The organism is Gimesia sp. (genome assembly GCF_040219335.1).
Classification (GTDB): domain Bacteria; phylum Planctomycetota; class Planctomycetia; order Planctomycetales; family Planctomycetaceae; genus Gimesia.
In genome coordinates this window covers 159,413-175,757 of the sequence record NZ_JAVJSQ010000019.1, presented here as the reverse complement: position 1 = coordinate 175,757, position 16,345 = coordinate 159,413, and the positions used below count along the sequence as shown (strand labels likewise).

At 52.8% G+C, this 16,345-nt stretch carries 15 protein-coding genes; 6 read left to right on the top strand and 9 right to left on the bottom strand.

The genetic code is table 11. The features are described from left to right. Window positions 1-50 precede the first annotated feature (50 nt). Window positions 51-578 carry a TadE/TadG family type IV pilus assembly protein gene (locus RID21_RS15845; RefSeq protein WP_350190461.1) on the bottom strand — a complete coding sequence of 176 codons (528 nt, stop codon included), beginning with the start codon at window positions 576-578 and terminating at the stop codon, window positions 51-53. A gap of 462 nt (window positions 579-1,040) precedes the next feature. On the opposite strand from RID21_RS15845, the gene RID21_RS15840 reads away from it, so the two are divergent. Next, window positions 1,041-1,283, top strand: coding sequence for a hypothetical protein (locus RID21_RS15840; protein ID WP_228030439.1), 243 nt, complete (start codon window positions 1,041-1,043; stop codon window positions 1,281-1,283). Here the strand turns inward: RID21_RS15840 and folK are convergent. Next, window positions 1,280-1,792 carry a 2-amino-4-hydroxy-6-hydroxymethyldihydropteridine diphosphokinase gene (gene folK, locus RID21_RS15835; protein WP_350190459.1) on the bottom strand — a complete coding sequence of 171 codons (513 nt, stop codon included), beginning with the start codon at window positions 1,790-1,792 and terminating at the stop codon, window positions 1,280-1,282. The two genes, RID21_RS15840 and folK, sit on opposite strands and share 4 nt — an antisense overlap. Next, entirely contained in the window at window positions 1,789-2,157 is a 369-nt protein-coding gene (folB, locus tag RID21_RS15830) for a dihydroneopterin aldolase (protein WP_350190457.1), read from the bottom strand. The genes folK and folB overlap by 4 nt, the downstream gene beginning before the upstream one ends. Before the next feature lie 177 nt (window positions 2,158-2,334). Between folB and RID21_RS15825 the strand changes: the two genes are divergently transcribed. Next, the gene (locus tag RID21_RS15825; protein ID WP_350190455.1) at window positions 2,335-3,672 is read left to right on the top strand and encodes a polysaccharide pyruvyl transferase family protein; all 1,338 of its coding nucleotides are present in this window, start codon (window positions 2,335-2,337) and stop codon (window positions 3,670-3,672) included. 30 nt (window positions 3,673-3,702) lie between these two features. Here the strand turns inward: RID21_RS15825 and RID21_RS15820 are convergent, their stop codons facing one another. After that, complete coding sequence (locus RID21_RS15820) at window positions 3,703-4,446, bottom strand: SDR family oxidoreductase (RefSeq protein ID WP_350190453.1); 744 nt, start codon at window positions 4,444-4,446, stop codon at window positions 3,703-3,705. 90 nt (window positions 4,447-4,536) lie between these two features. After that, window positions 4,537-5,466 carry a chemotaxis protein CheX gene (locus RID21_RS15815; RefSeq protein WP_350190451.1) on the bottom strand — a complete coding sequence of 310 codons (930 nt, stop codon included), beginning with the start codon at window positions 5,464-5,466 and terminating at the stop codon, window positions 4,537-4,539. 360 nt (window positions 5,467-5,826) lie between these two features. Between RID21_RS15815 and RID21_RS15810 the strand changes: the two genes are divergently transcribed. Next, a complete protein-coding gene (locus RID21_RS15810; RefSeq protein WP_350190449.1) occupies window positions 5,827-6,726 on the top strand; it encodes an alpha/beta hydrolase family protein in 900 nt (299 codons plus the stop codon). Between the two features lie 330 nt (window positions 6,727-7,056). Here the strand turns inward: RID21_RS15810 and RID21_RS15805 are convergent, their stop codons facing one another. Continuing rightward, window positions 7,057-7,311: a hypothetical protein gene (locus RID21_RS15805; protein WP_350190447.1), complete on the bottom strand. Its 255-nt coding sequence runs from the start codon at window positions 7,309-7,311 to the stop codon at window positions 7,057-7,059. Between the two features lie 234 nt (window positions 7,312-7,545). Here RID21_RS15805 and RID21_RS15800 point away from each other — a divergent pair, with 234 nt between their 5' ends. From RID21_RS15800 to RID21_RS15790, 3 genes are all read left to right on the top strand, one after another. Next, on the top strand, window positions 7,546-8,523 hold the full coding sequence (locus RID21_RS15800; RefSeq protein ID WP_350190445.1) for a DUF1559 domain-containing protein: 978 nt from the start codon (window positions 7,546-7,548) through the stop codon (window positions 8,521-8,523). Window positions 8,524-9,011: 488 nt separating this feature from the next. Continuing rightward, a complete protein-coding gene (locus RID21_RS15795) occupies window positions 9,012-9,431 on the top strand; it encodes an S-adenosylmethionine decarboxylase family protein (RefSeq protein ID WP_350190443.1) in 420 nt (139 codons plus the stop codon). A 222-nt stretch (window positions 9,432-9,653) separates the two neighbouring features. After that, window positions 9,654-10,742 (top strand): deoxyhypusine synthase family protein, encoded by a 1,089-nt coding sequence (locus RID21_RS15790; RefSeq protein WP_350190441.1) that lies wholly within the window; start codon window positions 9,654-9,656, stop codon window positions 10,740-10,742. A gap of 60 nt (window positions 10,743-10,802) precedes the next feature. On the opposite strand, the gene RID21_RS15785 is transcribed toward RID21_RS15790, so the two are convergent. The 3 genes from RID21_RS15785 to RID21_RS15775 form a co-directional block, all read right to left on the bottom strand. Further along, window positions 10,803-12,062, bottom strand: a complete 1,260-nt coding sequence (locus RID21_RS15785; protein WP_350190439.1) for a M14-type cytosolic carboxypeptidase — start codon at window positions 12,060-12,062, stop codon at window positions 10,803-10,805. 25 nt (window positions 12,063-12,087) lie between these two features. Then, window positions 12,088-13,542: a DUF1501 domain-containing protein gene (locus RID21_RS15780; protein WP_232106828.1), complete on the bottom strand. Its 1,455-nt coding sequence runs from the start codon at window positions 13,540-13,542 to the stop codon at window positions 12,088-12,090. Window positions 13,543-13,603: 61 nt separating this feature from the next. Continuing rightward, window positions 13,604-16,252 carry a PSD1 and planctomycete cytochrome C domain-containing protein gene (locus RID21_RS15775; protein WP_350190437.1) on the bottom strand — a complete coding sequence of 883 codons (2,649 nt, stop codon included), beginning with the start codon at window positions 16,250-16,252 and terminating at the stop codon, window positions 13,604-13,606. Window positions 16,253-16,345 lie beyond the last annotated feature (93 nt).

Below are 16,345 nucleotides of genomic sequence, written 5' to 3'. Positions count from 1 at the left end.
CTCTTCCCCCTGCCGTGACTTACTACAGGCTGACATGTTTTCCCGGATGATCACTCATGTCGCCTGACACTGTGTCCGGACAGGACCAGGTTTTTCTCTTTATCAGCTGCCTCAGCTGCTTTTACCGGGTCCACGAAAAATGAATTGAGCAATCGCACATCCTTGTAAGGCACTTCCACTCGTACGATAAACAGCTGTGCTTTCTCCGCATTTGCCAATTCTAGATCAGGTAACTCGGAAAAATTGATCTGTTCTACATCCGCGCCTGGAGTGTCGAACTGGCTGGCATTCTTGACCATAATTGTGGCCAGATTTGAGTCAAACACGGTGTCAAGCAGATCTCGTACGCGTGTTTCGACCTGAGCCGTGGTGACATCTTCGCAGCGCCCCAGCTTAGCCCCTTCCTGGGTTGCTTCCTGAATGATATTCGAAATCATATAGGCGTAGCCAAACTCGAAGATCGCGTAGACGAACACCAGAAAAACAGGCGCCACGAACGCCAGTTCCACGAGTGTGGTTCCGGAACGCGCTTGCTTCGATTTTTGATTCAATGCCCAACGGCAGTGCCGCTTCAACATCGCTTGCCTCATTAACTGTGAAATAAAGTGTGTCTCCCAAATCAGAATTTCGGATTCTGACAGACTGGACAAAGCCTGGAGAATAGACCAGAGGAGGGGAGGGATTGGTCCACTACAAACATAGGTCACGGTTAACAGGAAAGCAGATATTTTTCCTGTTTTTTCCATTTATCTGCGTGCTAAGCCGTGTTGTGAAATGGCAACATTCACATCAGAAATGATCTTTGTGGTTTTGGATTCTGTTGCTTAAAAAAGACGTTATTCAGCTGGAATTCCCCTTTTTTGTTAAATTCTCGATTCAACGAGACGGTTCTGGATCGACTTCAATTGAAATTCATGCTGCTTTAGCGATACACTGTTGCCAGTCGTGCCGACAGGTTTCCTGAAAAAAATATCTCAAAAATGTTTTGGTAGAAATAAATTATGGGTAAAAAGGCGTCGTCAGCTATCAAAGCAGGCTCAATGATTCAGGTTAAAGAGGGAGTCTGTCTGCCTGAGTTTCCAGAAATCAGTTGCGCAGGCTGGACCGGAATGGTCGTCGAAGTTCGTGGTAAGAAAGTTTCCGAACGAACCTACATTCTGGAGTGGGATGAAGCCACGGAAAAGAAAATTCCTGAAGCCTACAAGACCCAATGTGAAGCCCAGCAGTTGCTGTATACGATGGCCTGTCTCCCCGGGGATGACCTGACCCTGGCAGACGCTTAGAGCTGGATCTCATCCCGGAGCAGCAGCTGATTTTGAGGGACCCGATTTAAGTCGCCTGCGATTTCGGACAACGTGGTGTTGAGTCCCGGTACTTCGTAATCCGGGGCAATCTCCGCCAGAGGTACTGCCAGAAAGACTCGCGATCCGATCTCGGGGTCCGGGATGATCCGATGTGCGATCAGCAGGGAATCTCTATTAAAGAGAACAAGATCAATATCAATGGTACGCGGACCATTTTTATTCAGAGGATCGCGTACCCGATTCAACCTGTTTTCAATTTCAGGAACAACCCTTTCGCAGATTGTATCAGCATCATGTTCTGTCTCCAGCAGAACTGCAGCGTTGAGAAAATCTGGCTGGTCTGGGTCCCCCACCGGGGCACTTTGCCAGACTGAAGATTTTCCTGTAACGCTCCCATAATCAGCCAGCAATTGGACTGCCTGAGGCAGATTCCATTCCGGCTCAATATTACTGCCCAGTGCCAGAAAAGCCCGATTGAGCCGGCTCACTGCTGATAATCCTCGCGTCTGCGTACCACACTGACTCCCACAGAGCGGGCAAAACGCAGAGCTCCCGGTTTTTCAATCCGGACCTCTGCGCATGCAACGCGATCATCTTCCAGACAGATTCGTGCCACCTCATGTGCCATCGCCTCGACCAGTTGGAACTGGGAATGCTCTACCAGGTCAATGATCTCCTTGGTAATCGTGCGATAATTGACAGCATCCTCAATCTGATCCGACTGACCAGCTGCTTTCAGATCAACGCCCATCGTGATGTTAATGAGAACATCCTGTTTTTTTTCGCGTTCTTCCTCGTTAATACCAATGATGGTTCGTAATAACAGATCGGCAATATGAATCTGGTCGGGCATAATTTTTAGCGATGTTTAAAATGGGGCAGACATCAATTAAATCTCAGCTACAATGCATTTACAGTTTACTATAGTCACGCAGAACGGGATTGGACAGGTAGGAAACAGTTCCTTCCCGCGGGAATCCCTGATTCTCATTAACAAATCGACACACCTTCAACAGATTACAGAGAACTGATGCAACCGACTCCCGATAATTACACTAGACGTAACTGGCTCAAACAGACTCTGACACATTCCCTGGCTCTGGCAGGAGCTTCTCAGCTGGGAATTTCCCTGCCTTCAACCTGCGCAGCAGACAGCAAACCCGCAGAAAATGCCCCAACACTGCTGCTCCGATCCGGATGGCAGACCGTTAATATCGGCGATATTGGACATTCTCCCGGCATTCTGAAACTGCTCGAAGTTTATGCGCCCGATTTTCGGATCATCCTCTGGCCCAACAGTGTTGACCGGGGTGTCGAACCAATGCTGCAAAAGCGATTTCCTCATCTAAAGATCGTCAAAGGTCGCCTCAGCCGTGATGGGAAACTGGATTCTCCCGAATTGGAAGAGGCTTTTGAACAGGCCGATTTCTTCCTGCATGGCTCGGGACCGAGTGTGGTTTCCCGCAGGGAACTGGCCCACTGGGACAAAGTCACAGGCAAGCCCTACGGAATTTATGGTGTGACGGTCTCCGAAGTCACCCCCGAACTCCATCGACTGCTCTCAGGGGCTGACTTCATTTATACCAGAGAGACCAGCTCGCTAAATAACCTGAAAGAGGCCAAGGTGACATCGCCCGAGCAGGATTTTGCCCCGGATGCCACATTTGCCATCGACCTCACCGACGATCCTAAAGCTAAAGCATTCCAGCAACAGCACCAGTTGGAGCCGGGACAGTACCTCTGTGCGGTTCCCCGACTGCGGTACACCCCATATCACAAAATCCACAAAGGGTCCCGCTGGTCCAAAGAGAAAATTGCAGAAGTTGAATCTGTCAATCAACAGTATCAGGAAATTGATCATGCGAAACTACGCGCTGCAATTATCAAGTGGGTCCGCACCAGCGGTCAGAAAGTGGTCGTCTGTCCGGAAATGACTTACCAGACAGAAATCATTCAGCCACTGGTGATCGATCCACTGCCTGAGGATGTAAAAGCAAAAGTGGTCGCCCACGATCAATACTGGCTTCCTGACGAAGCAGGCTCACTCTATCGAGATGCGTCAGCGGTCGTCAGCATGGAATGTCACTCGCCCATCATCGCCTGTGCTCACGGGACGCCAGGACTCTATGTCCGACAACCCACAGACACGATTAAAGGGCAGATGTGGTACGATATCGGGTTGGCGGACTGGACGTTCGAAATTGACGAAGTCAATCAACAACAGATTGCAGACCGTGCGATTGCCGTCTACGAGAACTACAATCAGTCTCTGGAAAAACTCAAAACGGTCATGGAGTCCATCAGCGCCCGTCAAAAGCGAACGATGCAGGTTGTCAGGCAGGCGGTCCTCAAAGCGCACTCTTCCTGAAGAGGGAGTTGCGGAACAGGAACAGTTCGATCAGGCTCCACCTGTCAGCTGTTCGCCGCCGGCTACGGAGATGACTTCACCGGTTACAAATTCGGAGTTCAGCAGATAGAGTACCGTCCGACAGATCTCCTTTGGATTTCCCACCCGTTTCAGCGGAATTCCGCCTGAGCGTTGCTCCAGATAGGAACGATCTTCACCCGGAGGAGGGAGTATCGCTCCCGGGGCGATCGCATTGACCTGAATTCCGGGAGCCAGTTCCAGGGCCAGACACTCCGTTAAGGTCACCAGTCCCGCCTTGGAAATCCGGTAGGGCAGGTGACCAATCCCGGCCCGATTGGCTCGCCAGTCGACGATATTAATGATGTGTCCTGACCGATCAGCGGGCAGGAGTTCCGCAAATTTCTGACTCAGAAAGAAGGGGGCTTTCAGATTAATATCCAACTGGGAGTCCCAGTCAGCCTCAGTCGCTTCCTTCAGTTGCTTATTCTCAAAGACTGAGGCACTGTTAACAAGCACATCTGCCCGCCCCAGTTCTGTCATCACCTCTGAAAAAACCGTTTCTGCTGCCGAGACAGGATTAGAGAGATCAGCGGAAACCTGCATCGCCATCCGTCCCCTCTGTTCGATTTCAGCACAGGTATCTCGCGCGGCTTGATCTGACGAGTTATAATGAATACAGATATCAGCGCCTGCATCAGCCAATGCCAGTGCGATTGCCCGCCCGATGCGGACGGCTGAGCCGGTGATGACGGCGACTTTTCCTTCCAGGTTCATGTTGTTCCGCTCACTGTCAATTCAGGTCAGACAATAAAAAAACCCGGCGATCAAACCGGGGAATGAAAGAGGTTCCACTTTGGGAGATCTTTATTTTGTAGTCGCCACAACCTCTTTGACAACCGGTGTTCTTCCCAGAGCGCGTTCTATTTTGCCAATCAGAATCTGCTTTGTGAAGTCCGTTTTCAGAATATAGTCGGCTGCACCATGGTTAAATGCCTGAATAATGGCAGTCGTGGAACGATTGGAGGTAACCACCAGAATCTCTACATTTTCCATGAGTGGAGACTCTTTGAACTGGCGAACAGCCTCCGCCTGGTGACCATGGTCCGCATCAATTTCAAGGAGAATCAGATCCGGTTCATTCAAAGCGGCATCCATAAATGCTTCTTCTACTGTCGAAGCCGTCTGAACCTGGTAACGCTCATGCAACAGACCTTTAAACAGGGCACAGCTCAGCTCATCAGGATCGACAACCAGCAACCGTTTCTTATCCGCTTCCGGACCTTCCTGATCCAGAATTTCTCCCAGTTGTCCCACGAAACCAAAATAGACGGCTATCTCACCGATTCCGGTTTGAAAAATACCGCACTTGGAACCGGCTTCCGGGGGATAAAGGGTATCGATCTGCTCCGTTTCGATCAGAGTCGGATGTCCCAGTTGGAATCCCATATGATCCACCGCTTTCTTAGCCTGACCGGCAATCATATTCGATAATTCGCAGGCAAAGTCGGTGAGAACATGCTCATCCTCAGCCAGGGTTTCATCGATTAACAACGCGACAGCGCGAGAAACGAGATCCCGTGGGACGTTGACGACAACGATCCCTTTGCCCGGACCATTCACCTCAATCGCAGAACTCAACAGGTGACGGGGGGCATCGCTGACATCGATCATGGTTTCCAACTCAGCAGTGGTACCGACAAAATACTTAAAGACATCAATGACCGAATTAATGACTGGATCAGAAAACCGCTTGGTCAAGGTCTCTGTTGTATGTGTGGCAGGAATGAAAGACATAGCAGCAACCCGTCTTTTTATGAACTATAGCTGGATATAATGAAAGGCATTCAAAAGTGTGGAGAATTCTGTCCTCTCCAGACCATAACCCGACGACCGGGTCTTGTTTATAATTTCCATTTCAATGTGGATTGATTAAACTATATGTCAGAAAAATCTTCGGGTAGCGACAGTTTGTCCTCAGCGCCTCCGGCAGTGCCCCACCACGGCACAAAATCATTAAAACTGATTCGACCCATATCCATGTTGATGAAGAAATGCTGAATCACCGGAAACCTTGTGTAACGCTAACATCCCGATTTTGCTTGAGATAACCAATTTAAATTCCTACATCCCTGAGCAGAGAGCGAGCGCCGGCTAATGAATCCCTCCATTTCAATTTTTCGCACTTTTTTCGCATTGTTGTTCGTGGCCTGTTTTCTGCCTGTTGGATTTGCAGGAGAAGCCTCCTCAAAAACGACTCAAAACTGGTCGGGCAAACAGGATACGTGGCATGGGTTCAAGCGGGTTCATTTTCCTACCGAAGGACGAAAATCTTACGTCGTCATTCCGGAGAAGGCCGCCCCCGACAACCCCTGGGTCTGGCGCGCCCGCTTCCCTGATTTCCATTATGAAATGGATGTGGAACTTCTGAAACAGGGTTTCCATATCGCATACCTGGATGTGTCTGATCTATTTGGTTCCCCCCAGGCCATTGAATACGGAAATAAATTTTACAAGCGACTGACACAGCAGCACGGACTGCAGTCCAAGGTCGCTTTAGAAGGAGTGAGCCGGGGGGGACTCTTCATTTACAACTGGGCCCTGGCAAATCCGGATAAAGTGAGCTGTATTTATGCAGACACTCCTGTCTGCGATTTTAAAAGCTGGCCCGGTGGAAAAGGGAAGAGCGAAGGTTCGCAGGCCCGCTGGGACGCCTGCCTCAAGTCCTATGGTCTGACAGAACAGGAAGCACTGGACTGGCCCAATAACCCGGTAGACCGCATCGCAACGATCGCTGAAGCAGAGATCCCGGTGCTACACATCATTTCGGAAAATGATCAGGTTGTTCCTCCCGATGAGAACACACTGCTCATGTTCAGCCGGGTACCGGAAAAATATCGTAAAAATAATTTTCAGATCATCTTCGTCAAAGAGGGGACTGAAAAATCAAAAGGGCACCACTTCACGCATCCCGAGCCGGACCGGGTCGTCAAATTCATTCGTCAGCACACGCTCCAATCTGGCAACAGGGACAACTCTTCCCCCACCAACGAGTAAAGAACTCGAACATTTGGAGCTGGAGGCCGGAAAAAATCTGCGGATCAGTAAAAAAATGGTGGTTATTCACTTTTTTTCTCTCCTGTGGTCCTCAACAATGGATTAAGCAGGGACGCTTACCATCGAACAGAAACCACAAGTTCTGGTTCAAAGAGTACCTACCGTGACCTCCCACCGCAGCACATGCCATCCAGAATTGTTTACCTCTTTCTCTCTGAGTAGAGTACTACGCGGTGTTTGTGTCACCTTGTTCTGCCTGGGATACCTGATCACGAATACCGCCGTGGTTCCCAGCCTGTCGGTCCGATCTGGTTGTCGTTGTGCTGAGAATCAGAAATCGAACTCCCGCTGCTGCTGTGTCAACAAAAGCCGAACGGTTTCCGAGATGGAACAAGGCACCTGTTGTACGAACTCCACGGCTTCCAACCGAAGCTGCTGTTCCGCCGGTGCAGACAAACGGTCCCCCGGCGAGAAGCCGAATTCAACAATGTGCCAGGTTTCACGCCTTTGTGGCTGTGGCGATTCACAATTCAAAGGCTGGTATGTCTCTGATCCCCGCCAGATAAGCCAGGCTCCTCGAATCATTTCTGACAATTCTCGGCTTGACTCTCTGCTTGTGGCTGATGACACGACCACCTCGCTGTCTCAGCAACCGGAAATCCCCCCACCTAAGGCGTAGCCCCCGCCTTCCTAAGTAAGTTTGACAGCAGGCACTCAGAGATTGGAAATGTCCGATCTGCTGCGCTGGCAACTCTTTCCCACCCAACATCCGGTTTACGATTGCGCGACATGCAACGTAACAAAAAAGGTAAACCTGCCATGAATTTTTCACAGAATCCTCGCCATCATCGACGTGGCTTCACCCTGATTGAACTGCTGGTGGTCATCGCCATCATCGCGATCCTGATCGCCTTACTCCTGCCTGCTGTCCAGCAGGCCCGGGAAGCGGCTCGTCGCTCCACTTGCAAAAACAGCCTCAAGCAGATCGGCCTGGCGCTTTACAATTACCACGACACGCACGGCACGTATCCTCCAGGCTACATCGCGCGAGGCGTCGTCAACAGTGATCCAAGTTCTTCCGAAACAGGATCCGGTTTTGCCTGGGGCGTCATGTTGCTCCCGTTCCTGGACCAGGCTCCGCTGTATAACCAGCTCAACCTGAACTTGGACGCTACCGTCTCTCCCAACATCGATCTGGCTGACCAGGTCGTGCCCATCTTTCGCTGTCCCAGTGACACCAACCAGGGCGTCTTCTCGGTCACCGATGGTTCTAACACCTATCAACTGTCTTCTGCGAACTATGTGGGTGTTTTTGGGTATGGCAGCCTGACGATGACCCCGGGGAATCCCATGCAGAAAGGGATTCTCTACCGCAACAGTAATGTAAAGGTCCGCGATGTCATCGACGGGACTTCGAATACGATTGTCGCCGGGGAACGCTCCCACCAGCATCAGTTCGTGGGTGCGGCCTCAATCATCGAGGCCGATTCCACCTGGTACGCCGCCATCCCCAACGCGACCCGACCGGCAGGGATGATGAGCATGCCTTCCATGACTGAGGGGCCGGCTTCCCTGATTCTGGGGCACGTCGGTCAGCCGGCCATGATGAGTATGATGGCCATGCACCATCCCCCCAACACCACGAACCACATTGCCAACTTCTCCAGTAAGCATGAAGGGGGAGCTCACTTCCTGCTAGGCGACGGGGCGGTCCGCTTCCTGAGTGAGAACATGAGCTATGAGATCTTCCAGCGACTTGGAATGATCGCGGATGGCAACCCCATCGGCGAGTTTTGAGCTTCGGTTTCTCAAACCAAAAGTGTCTATATCAGGGCTGAAGTTCCATGCGAGCTTCAGCCCTGTTTCTTAAGCTGGCCTGCAATCAGCACTTAAAGATACCTGGGCCTTTGTTTTTCTTGCCCAGCAATCTCCCGGCCGACGGGGAGCTAACATAGTGTAGAACTTGCGCATCTCCGATTTCCTTGGCAGCCTGTTTCCGGGGGTGACTGACGCATTTTTAGACAGGCTGGAACCCCCAGCCCCGCCAAGGTTTGTGCCCAGGATTCTGCCCGTCTCCAGACGTGGGAAATACTTGTTTCAATTTTTGTAAATTCCACGCAAAATGATCGATTTATTTCTTGTATTTTCTCCCCCTTTGACATAATAATCTCGAACTTTTAAAAAAGCGTACCGATATAGGCATTACGATTCGAAATCGTCTCGAACAGTTTCATTAAAAATCGGATGCCTGTTTTTTTCTGGCACCTCAGTGGAGGGTTTATGAGTTGCATAAAGGAAGACATCTTCTCATTGATTGTCGTAATGTCTCGCGGGACATTTGTCTAAACGACCAACTGATTCTGGAAGCCATGGCACGTGGAGCTACCCGTGCTGGTGCTACTGTGATCTCACAGGTACGATATCACTTTGGTCATAATTCAGCACCGGGCTTCACCGCGATGTGCCTTCTTGATGAAAGCCACTGCTCAGCCCACTGTTACGCCGACCTGGGCTTAATCGCTCTGGACGTCTTCACCTGCGGCAATACTGATCCGAATGACGTTCTTCGTTACATTCGGGAAGAAGTCGATCTGGGTGACGTCAGCATTCTCGAAATGCCCCGGTTCCCCATTCCCAATGGGCAACCTGCGCTTCAGGAACCAGCCGGTTCCCTCTGCGAAGCGGATCAGGTTGTTGCTCTGTAAATTCCCACCTGAAAGTTCCTGACGGGAACCGCTCCTGTATCTACTGATTACAGCCGATAAACCGTTCCCACTCTGGAAATCCAAAAGGCGTTGAATTACGGTATAAACATCGCATCATGCCAGGTGCGCTTTGAAGTCTGTATTCAGACGAGGAGCGCACCTGACTGAGCGTTGTTTTTCTTTTTTTACGCCCCGCATCAACTCACGAAGGAAGAGTGAATCATGAGTGGAGATCGAGAGTTCCACGACGGTCGAGGAGACGGCTTAAAACCGCTGAAAAGCCTGGACCTGTCGAGTGTCAATTCGTTTGGCGAACTGCTGCAGGCCATGTCTGCAACCGCGTTCTCGGGCAGACGCCTGGGTGATGCCTACGACATCCTGCTGGATATGGCACAGGACTCTGAATGCAAAGTCGTACTCACTCTCTCCGGCGCCATGACCGTCGCCAAACAGGGCAGCATCATCTGTGACATGATTGACCGTGGCCTCGTCCATGCCGTCGTCGCCACTGGTGCCCTGATTGCCCACGGTCTCACCGAATCGATCGGCCTGGTCCACTACCAGTACAATCCCACTGATTCCGACGAAACACTCTACAAAAAAGGCTACAACCGGATTTACGACACCCTGGAAATGGAGTCGAATCTGAACAACGTCGAAAAGCTGGTCCGCTCGGTCCTGCGGGAATCCCAGCCCGAAGATGGCGTCTGGTCTTCAGCCCGTCTCTGCCGGGCACTTGGTCAGCGGCTCTCCGAAATAAACGACGGACGCGGCATCCTCCGCAGTGCTTATGAGCAAAATGTCCCCGTCTTCATCCCCGCTTTCACTGACAGTGAAATCGGTCTCGACGTCTCCACCTGGGCCATGTCCGAACTGATTGCCAAATCGGGCAAGCCCCTGGAAGACCTCGAACAGGAAGAAATTCTCACCGCGCTCCCCAGCTTCAACCCCTTTCTCGACCTGCAGGAATATGCCCGACTGATGCGGGATGCGGTCACCTTCGGCATCTTCACCATCGGCGGGGGAGTTCCCCGCAACTGGGCTCAACAGGTTGCCCCCTATTATGAAATTGCCAACTACCGCCTGGGCACAGAGTGGAAAGAGCCCCGCTTCCGCTATGGAATTCGTATCTGCCCCGAACCGGTTCACTGGGGAGGCCTCTCCGGGTGTACCTATTCTGAGGGGGTCAGCTGGGGCAAATTCCTTTCACCCCAGGATGGCGGCCGGTTCGCGGAAGTTTATTCCGATGCCACCGTCGTGCTCCCGCTGCTGATGAAAGCCGTGTTCGAAAAACTGGACTCCGCTTCATAAACTGTGGATTGAGGCTTCCTCAGGCAGGGTCAAACTAAGAGCTAGATAACCTGCTCTGGCTCAATCCAGAGCAAGTGGTTGGCGGGGATCCTGTTTCAGATACCGGGCGATCCCCCGACCCAGTTGTTGTCCCACAGTCATGTAACCCTGCGGATGACTGTGGGGCGTGTTCCAGCAGGTCTCGAGCGTAATCCCCACGACATGTTCGCGGGTGGCACTTCGTACCCAGTTACTGGAAATCTCTTTCCAGCGTTTGTCGTACTTTGGTCCCGTCGAGGGCGTGCTTCGATCCAGTTCCAGAGGCTCCTGCATCTCCTCCCGACAGACTGCAATAAAAGCATCCTGCAGTGCTTTTCTTCGCTGAGTATTCAGTTCAGGAGGCGCAATGTAAAAAAACGGCTGTTTCGAACTGGCACCGGGGTTATGCAGATCGATAAACATGACCAGTCGGTTCTGCTTGTCGTACTGTTTCAGCGCCTTCATGGCTGCCTGCACTGCGTTCCAGCGGGGCATCTCAGACCAGTCCCGGTTATGGTCGTGCGGAACCTGGTTCTTGCCGCCATTCCCGGTCGCCACATTGTCGATATCCATAATTGGAACGTAGTAGATATCGACCTTTTCCCGCAAAGCTACCGCCAGAGGATCATCGCTCACCGCCCATTCAATGAAGCCACGCCCAACCCAGCTGCCCCCTGATTCCCAGGCATGCTGACGGGCCTGAACCCAGATCACCATGCGATCGTCGGAATGTTTCCCAGCCTGGCTCACCACCAGCGCAGGTACACTGCGGCCAGCGCGGGTTTTGCATAATTCAAATGCCGTCACGTCTTCATGTTTCCGGCTCAGGCGATCAACCAGTGCCTGGGCATCCGAGGGCACAAACGCAGGCCCCCAGGCAAACCAGGCTTGTTCGGCATCTACCTGTTGTGTCCAGCGACAGTGGTCCTTCTCCCTGGTACCGGGACCAGTCTGTTTCCAGGTCTTCCCATCGAGACTAAACGCCGCTCGCTCGGGCAGCGCCCAATTAGCAGACAGCTTCGAGCCGTTTGCCTGTTTGAGAGTACTCGCATCGACCGAAACAGTCAGCGTTTCTCCAGGCTTAACGCCGGAGACCTTGAAATACCACCAGCAGGGCCAGCCAAACTGCGGATCTCCGGCAGGACGCACCGTAATCGAACGCGTTTGCTGCTCAACTTTCAGAACCTCAGCCGAGCCTCCCGGGAAGTCAGCTGAAACGACCAGCTCACCAGCCTGTACAGGGACAGCCAGTAATAACAGTGACAGAATCAGACTATTTAGACGATAACCAGCTGTTTGCATCGACGCTCCCTGTTGCGCAAGGGGATTACTTGAGGATGCCAGACGCCACCTTTCCCTGACCGGGTTCGACCAGTGCGACTGACTGGGCGTTATGTTCGAAATTCAGGCCCTCATAGTTCAGACCGAACTGATGCAGCAAAGTTGCATGGAAGTCATGCTGGGTCACCACATCTTGAACCGCTCGGTGACCGAAGTCATCTGTCGCTCCATGAATGTGCCCCTCTTTGATGCCACCACCGGCCATCCAGATACTGAAACCTTCCGTGTTATGGTCGCGTCCCGGTTTCTTGCCTTTACCGCGGTCCTGAATGACAGGCAGACGCCCCATTTCGCCGCCCCACTGGACCATCGTGGAATCCAGCAGTCCCCGATTCTTCAAATCGGTTACCAGTGCCGCACACGGCTTATCACAGGTTTTACAACGGGATTCCAGTGCAGCGAAAATGTTCTCGTGCATGTCCCAGGCGTAATTCCAGATCTGCACGAAACGGACACCACGTTCCACGAATCGACGGGCCAGCATACAGGCATCCGCGAATTCTTTGGTCACCGGATCATCGGCTCCGTACATCTGATGGGTGGCTTCGGTCTCTTTAGTCAGATCGAGTGCCTCGGTCGCTGCGGTTTGCATCCGGGCCGCCAGCTCATAGCTGGCAATGCGGGCTGCCAGATCGTCTTCGCCGGGATGGCGCTGCTGGTGGATCTGATTCAGTTCTTTCAGCAGGTCCAGCTGATTCGACTGGGGCTTCCCACGCAGTTCCCGGATCGGATTCAGATTCGCAATTCGCGGCTCTGACTTGCTGACAACCGTCCCCTGATAAATCGAAGGTAAGTGGCGGCTGTCCCAGTAAGGCGATCCGACCGGGTTGCGGGGAATCGTAATCGCTACAAACGCCGGCAGATTCTGTGTCTCGGCTCCCAGACCATAGGTGATCCAGCTCCCCAGGGAAGGCCAGCCTTCTCGCCCCCGACCGGTGGTCATGGCCCGCATGCCGGCCACGTGATTCCGAATATTGGGCAGCTGCATAGAGCGAATCAGCGTGATATCGTCAACAATCTCTCCCAGGTGGGGTAGCAGGGCGGTGTTGATCTCCATCCCCGATTCACCACACTTCTCAAACGTGTTGGGAGAGGGCATGATGATCGAAGTCGCCTGACCGGCGTTATCGTATTTGATTCCGTCGCCGGGAAATCTCTTGCCCGCATACTTGTCGAGTGTCGGCTTTCGATCGAACAGATCCAGGTGACTCGGTCCACCACCGCAGAAAATTGAGATCATCGATTTGGCGCGGGCCGGATGGCTGGTCTGCTTCGGCAGCAGATCGTACGTTTTCTCTTCCAGAGCCGGCTTTTCCGGAGCCGCCAGCAGCTGTTCGTCGTTTAACAGCGAGGCCAGTGCCAGTGAGGAGACGCCAAAGGCACTCTGGGCCAGAAAGTGACGGCGAGAGCTGGCGGAGTTTTGATTGATAAATTGAGACACGAGAGACTCCCTCTGGAGATCGATATTTATATTCTGTCAGGAAACGGGCGTCATTTCCCGCTCATTCCACATACAGAAACTGGTTGGTTCCAAACAGCACATGACAGACGGCAGCCAGTGCTTCCTCCCGAGGCTGTTTGGCTTTCTTTGTCTGATATTCTTTCAACTGCAGCGCGAAGTTTTTCTCCAGCGCCTGCAGTTCAGCCGGGGAAGGCTCACTACTTAAAGCCAGCTTCCAGGCTGTCTTGATTAGCTTAGTATCGTCGGCGTCTTTCCCTGCCGTGGTGAGGACCCGCTTAGCAAAGGCCTCAGATTGATTCCGCATGAATTCACTATTGAGCAGCGCCAGTGACTGTGTTGCCACTGTCGAAAAGACCCGTCGCTCGCAGTTGGGCTCCATGCTGGGGGCATCAAAAGCATTCAGCATTGTCACCGGCTGGGTCCGCCGGACCTGCACGTAAATGGAACGTTTCAGTTCCCGGCGATCTTTTGACACTTTACCAGCACCGACCGTAATAATGCCGCTGTCCGCCAATGCAACCGGTACTGGCTCACCAAACTGCTCCCGGTTCAATTCGCCGCTGACCGCTAGAATAGCATCGCGGATCGATTCCGCCTCCAGGCGTTGCATTGTCATGCGCCAGTAGAGACGGTTATCAGAGTCAATCGCGGCAGCTTGTTCGGAGTGGGTTGCTGAGGTCTGCTTGTAAGTCCGTGAGGTCATGATCAGGCGATGGATGCGTTTGAGTTGCCAGCCCTGTTCCATAAAGTCAGCCGCCAGCCAGTCCAGCAGTTCGGGATGCGTGGGGACGGAAGACCGGGAACCAAAGTCACCCGTGGAATCGACAATCGCCTGTCCGAAATGATGCATCCAGAACCGGTTCATCAGCACCCGCGCCACCAGTGGATGCTTTCCATTGGTCAGATAGCGGGCATACGCCAGCCGACGTCCCGTGGTCGGCAGCTGGGGATCATTCAGCTCAAACGTGTTGTCTGCTTTGGAAGAAATCACTGTCAGACCACCGGGAGCAATCAAATCTTTCTCAGGGGAAGAGATATCCCCCCGATAAAAAACAAAGGTCTGGGGCAGGTGCTGTGTGTCCTCGGTCGCGACGCGAATGTATTCCGGTTTGGGAATCTGCGCCCGCAGCTTGTCTGCTTCCGCCTTGATATCCTCATACTGTTTCTTCAAATCGTTTCCATCTTTGAAACGGGCCAGGAACAGATGCAGGCGTCCCGGCACCAGCAGGTCCAGCATCGGGTATTTCTGTTTCAGAAAATCCGCCTGCTCTTTTGAACGTTCTTTAACCGCGGTTTCATAAGCGGTTCGCGCCTGTTCGCGGTCTGTCTCGGGGACTTCCTTCAGCACCCGCTCGGCAATCAGCTGGGTCACTTCCGCTTTAACCTTGTTGTGCTCGGCATCCAGTTCCTTGACCTGCGCTGACAGCTTTGCAGCCTTGGCTTTATCTTCTGCTGACATCAGGGCCGCCCGTCGACTGACAGGCATCCGCCATTTTTGATCGTCATACACGGGAGCAATCACCGCCCGCAGACGATAAAAGTCTTCCTGCGGAATCGGGTCGAAGCGGTGATGATGGCACTCCGCACAGCCCACGGTCATGCCCAGCAGTGAAGAGGACATGATCTTCACCGTCTCTGTAATGACCTGGTTGCGTGCGATCGCAGGATCCATCGGACTTGAGCCGGTCCCATCGGGAGCCAGCCGCAGGTAGCCGGTCGCCGTCAGCTTCTCACAGACCGCGGGATCCTGGTCTACCAGTTTCTGAGCCGTCGCATGCGTGGCTTTAACCATTTCATCGCCGGCGAGCTGCTCGGTGATAAACTGATCCCAAGGCTTGTCTGCATTCAGAGAACGAATCACATAATCCCGATAATGCCAGGCATCAGGACGGATAATATCTTTGTCGTTGTAGCCTTCTGAGTCGGCATAGCCGGCAACATCCAGCCAGTGCCGCGCCCAGCGTTCCCCGTAATGCGGCGATTCCAGCAGCCGATCGACCATCTTTTCATATGCTTCAGGCGACTTGTCTGCCAGGTAGGTATCGACGTCTTCCGGAGCAGGGGGGAGACCGGTCAGGTCAAACGCAGCCCGTCTGATCAGCGTCAGTCGATCTGCTTCTTCAGAAAACCAGAGACCGTTCTGTTTCAGCTTTCGTGCGATGAAGGCATCGACCGGATTGAGCGGTTGCTTTCCATTCTCTTTTTTTAACTGAGGCAGTTCGGGCAGAGCAGCTTTCTGAATGGGACGAAACGCCCAGTGGGAGCGTTCATCGCCGGTGATCAGGAAGTCGCCCGGCTTGATGTCCCCTTCGGGTTCCGGCCCCTCTGTCTTTGCCCCCTGGTCGATCCATTTCGCAATCAGGGCGACTTCTTCCGGCTTCAACCGCAGTTTCTCATCGGGGGGCATGTCTCCCGATTCGACATACTGAAACAGCAGGCTCTCTGCATGTTTTCCAGGAATGACAGCGCCTCCAGAATCGCCGCCCTTCATGATCAGGCGGCGTAACCGCACATCCAGCGCACCGGAAAGTTCTTTCTCCTCGCCATGACAGTGAAAGCAGTACGCCTTGAAAATGGGCCGAATGTCTTTTTCAAAAGTCACTCGCGAATCAGCGGCGGAGCTCGATTCACTCCCGAGGAGACAGGCAGAAACAGCCGTCAGCAGGAAAGCGATGGCGCGGATATACAAGGCAGGATTCCTTTTTCAGAGGAAACTCATTCAGGGCGGGAGTTAAGTCACATAAAGGCTGTGAAATTAACTGTTTTGGTGAGGTCCTATAGT

Bases quoted from the DNA above. Each gene is read 5' to 3' on its own strand.
- RID21_RS15800 (WP_350190445.1), top strand. From the start codon at position 7,546: ATGAATTTTTCACAGAATCCTCGCCATCATCGACGTGGCTTCACCCTG.
- RID21_RS15785 (WP_350190439.1), bottom strand. From the start codon at position 12,062: ATGCAAACAGCTGGTTATCGTCTAAATAGTCTGATTCTGTCACTGTTA.
- RID21_RS15805 (WP_350190447.1), bottom strand. From the start codon at position 7,311: ATGATTCGAGGAGCCTGGCTTATCTGGCGGGGATCAGAGACATACCAG.
- RID21_RS15815 (WP_350190451.1), bottom strand. From the start codon at position 5,466: ATGTCTTTCATTCCTGCCACACATACAACAGAGACCTTGACCAAGCGG.
- folB (WP_350190457.1), bottom strand. From the start codon at position 2,157: ATGCCCGACCAGATTCATATTGCCGATCTGTTATTACGAACCATCATT.
- RID21_RS15790 (WP_350190441.1), top strand. From the start codon at position 9,654: ATGAGTGGAGATCGAGAGTTCCACGACGGTCGAGGAGACGGCTTAAAA.
- RID21_RS15825 (WP_350190455.1), top strand. From the start codon at position 2,335: ATGCAACCGACTCCCGATAATTACACTAGACGTAACTGGCTCAAACAG.
- RID21_RS15810 (WP_350190449.1), top strand. From the start codon at position 5,827: ATGAATCCCTCCATTTCAATTTTTCGCACTTTTTTCGCATTGTTGTTC.
- RID21_RS15820 (WP_350190453.1), bottom strand. From the start codon at position 4,446: ATGAACCTGGAAGGAAAAGTCGCCGTCATCACCGGCTCAGCCGTCCGC.
- RID21_RS15840 (WP_228030439.1), top strand. From the start codon at position 1,041: ATGATTCAGGTTAAAGAGGGAGTCTGTCTGCCTGAGTTTCCAGAAATC.
- RID21_RS15845 (WP_350190461.1), bottom strand. From the start codon at position 578: ATGTTGAAGCGGCACTGCCGTTGGGCATTGAATCAAAAATCGAAGCAA.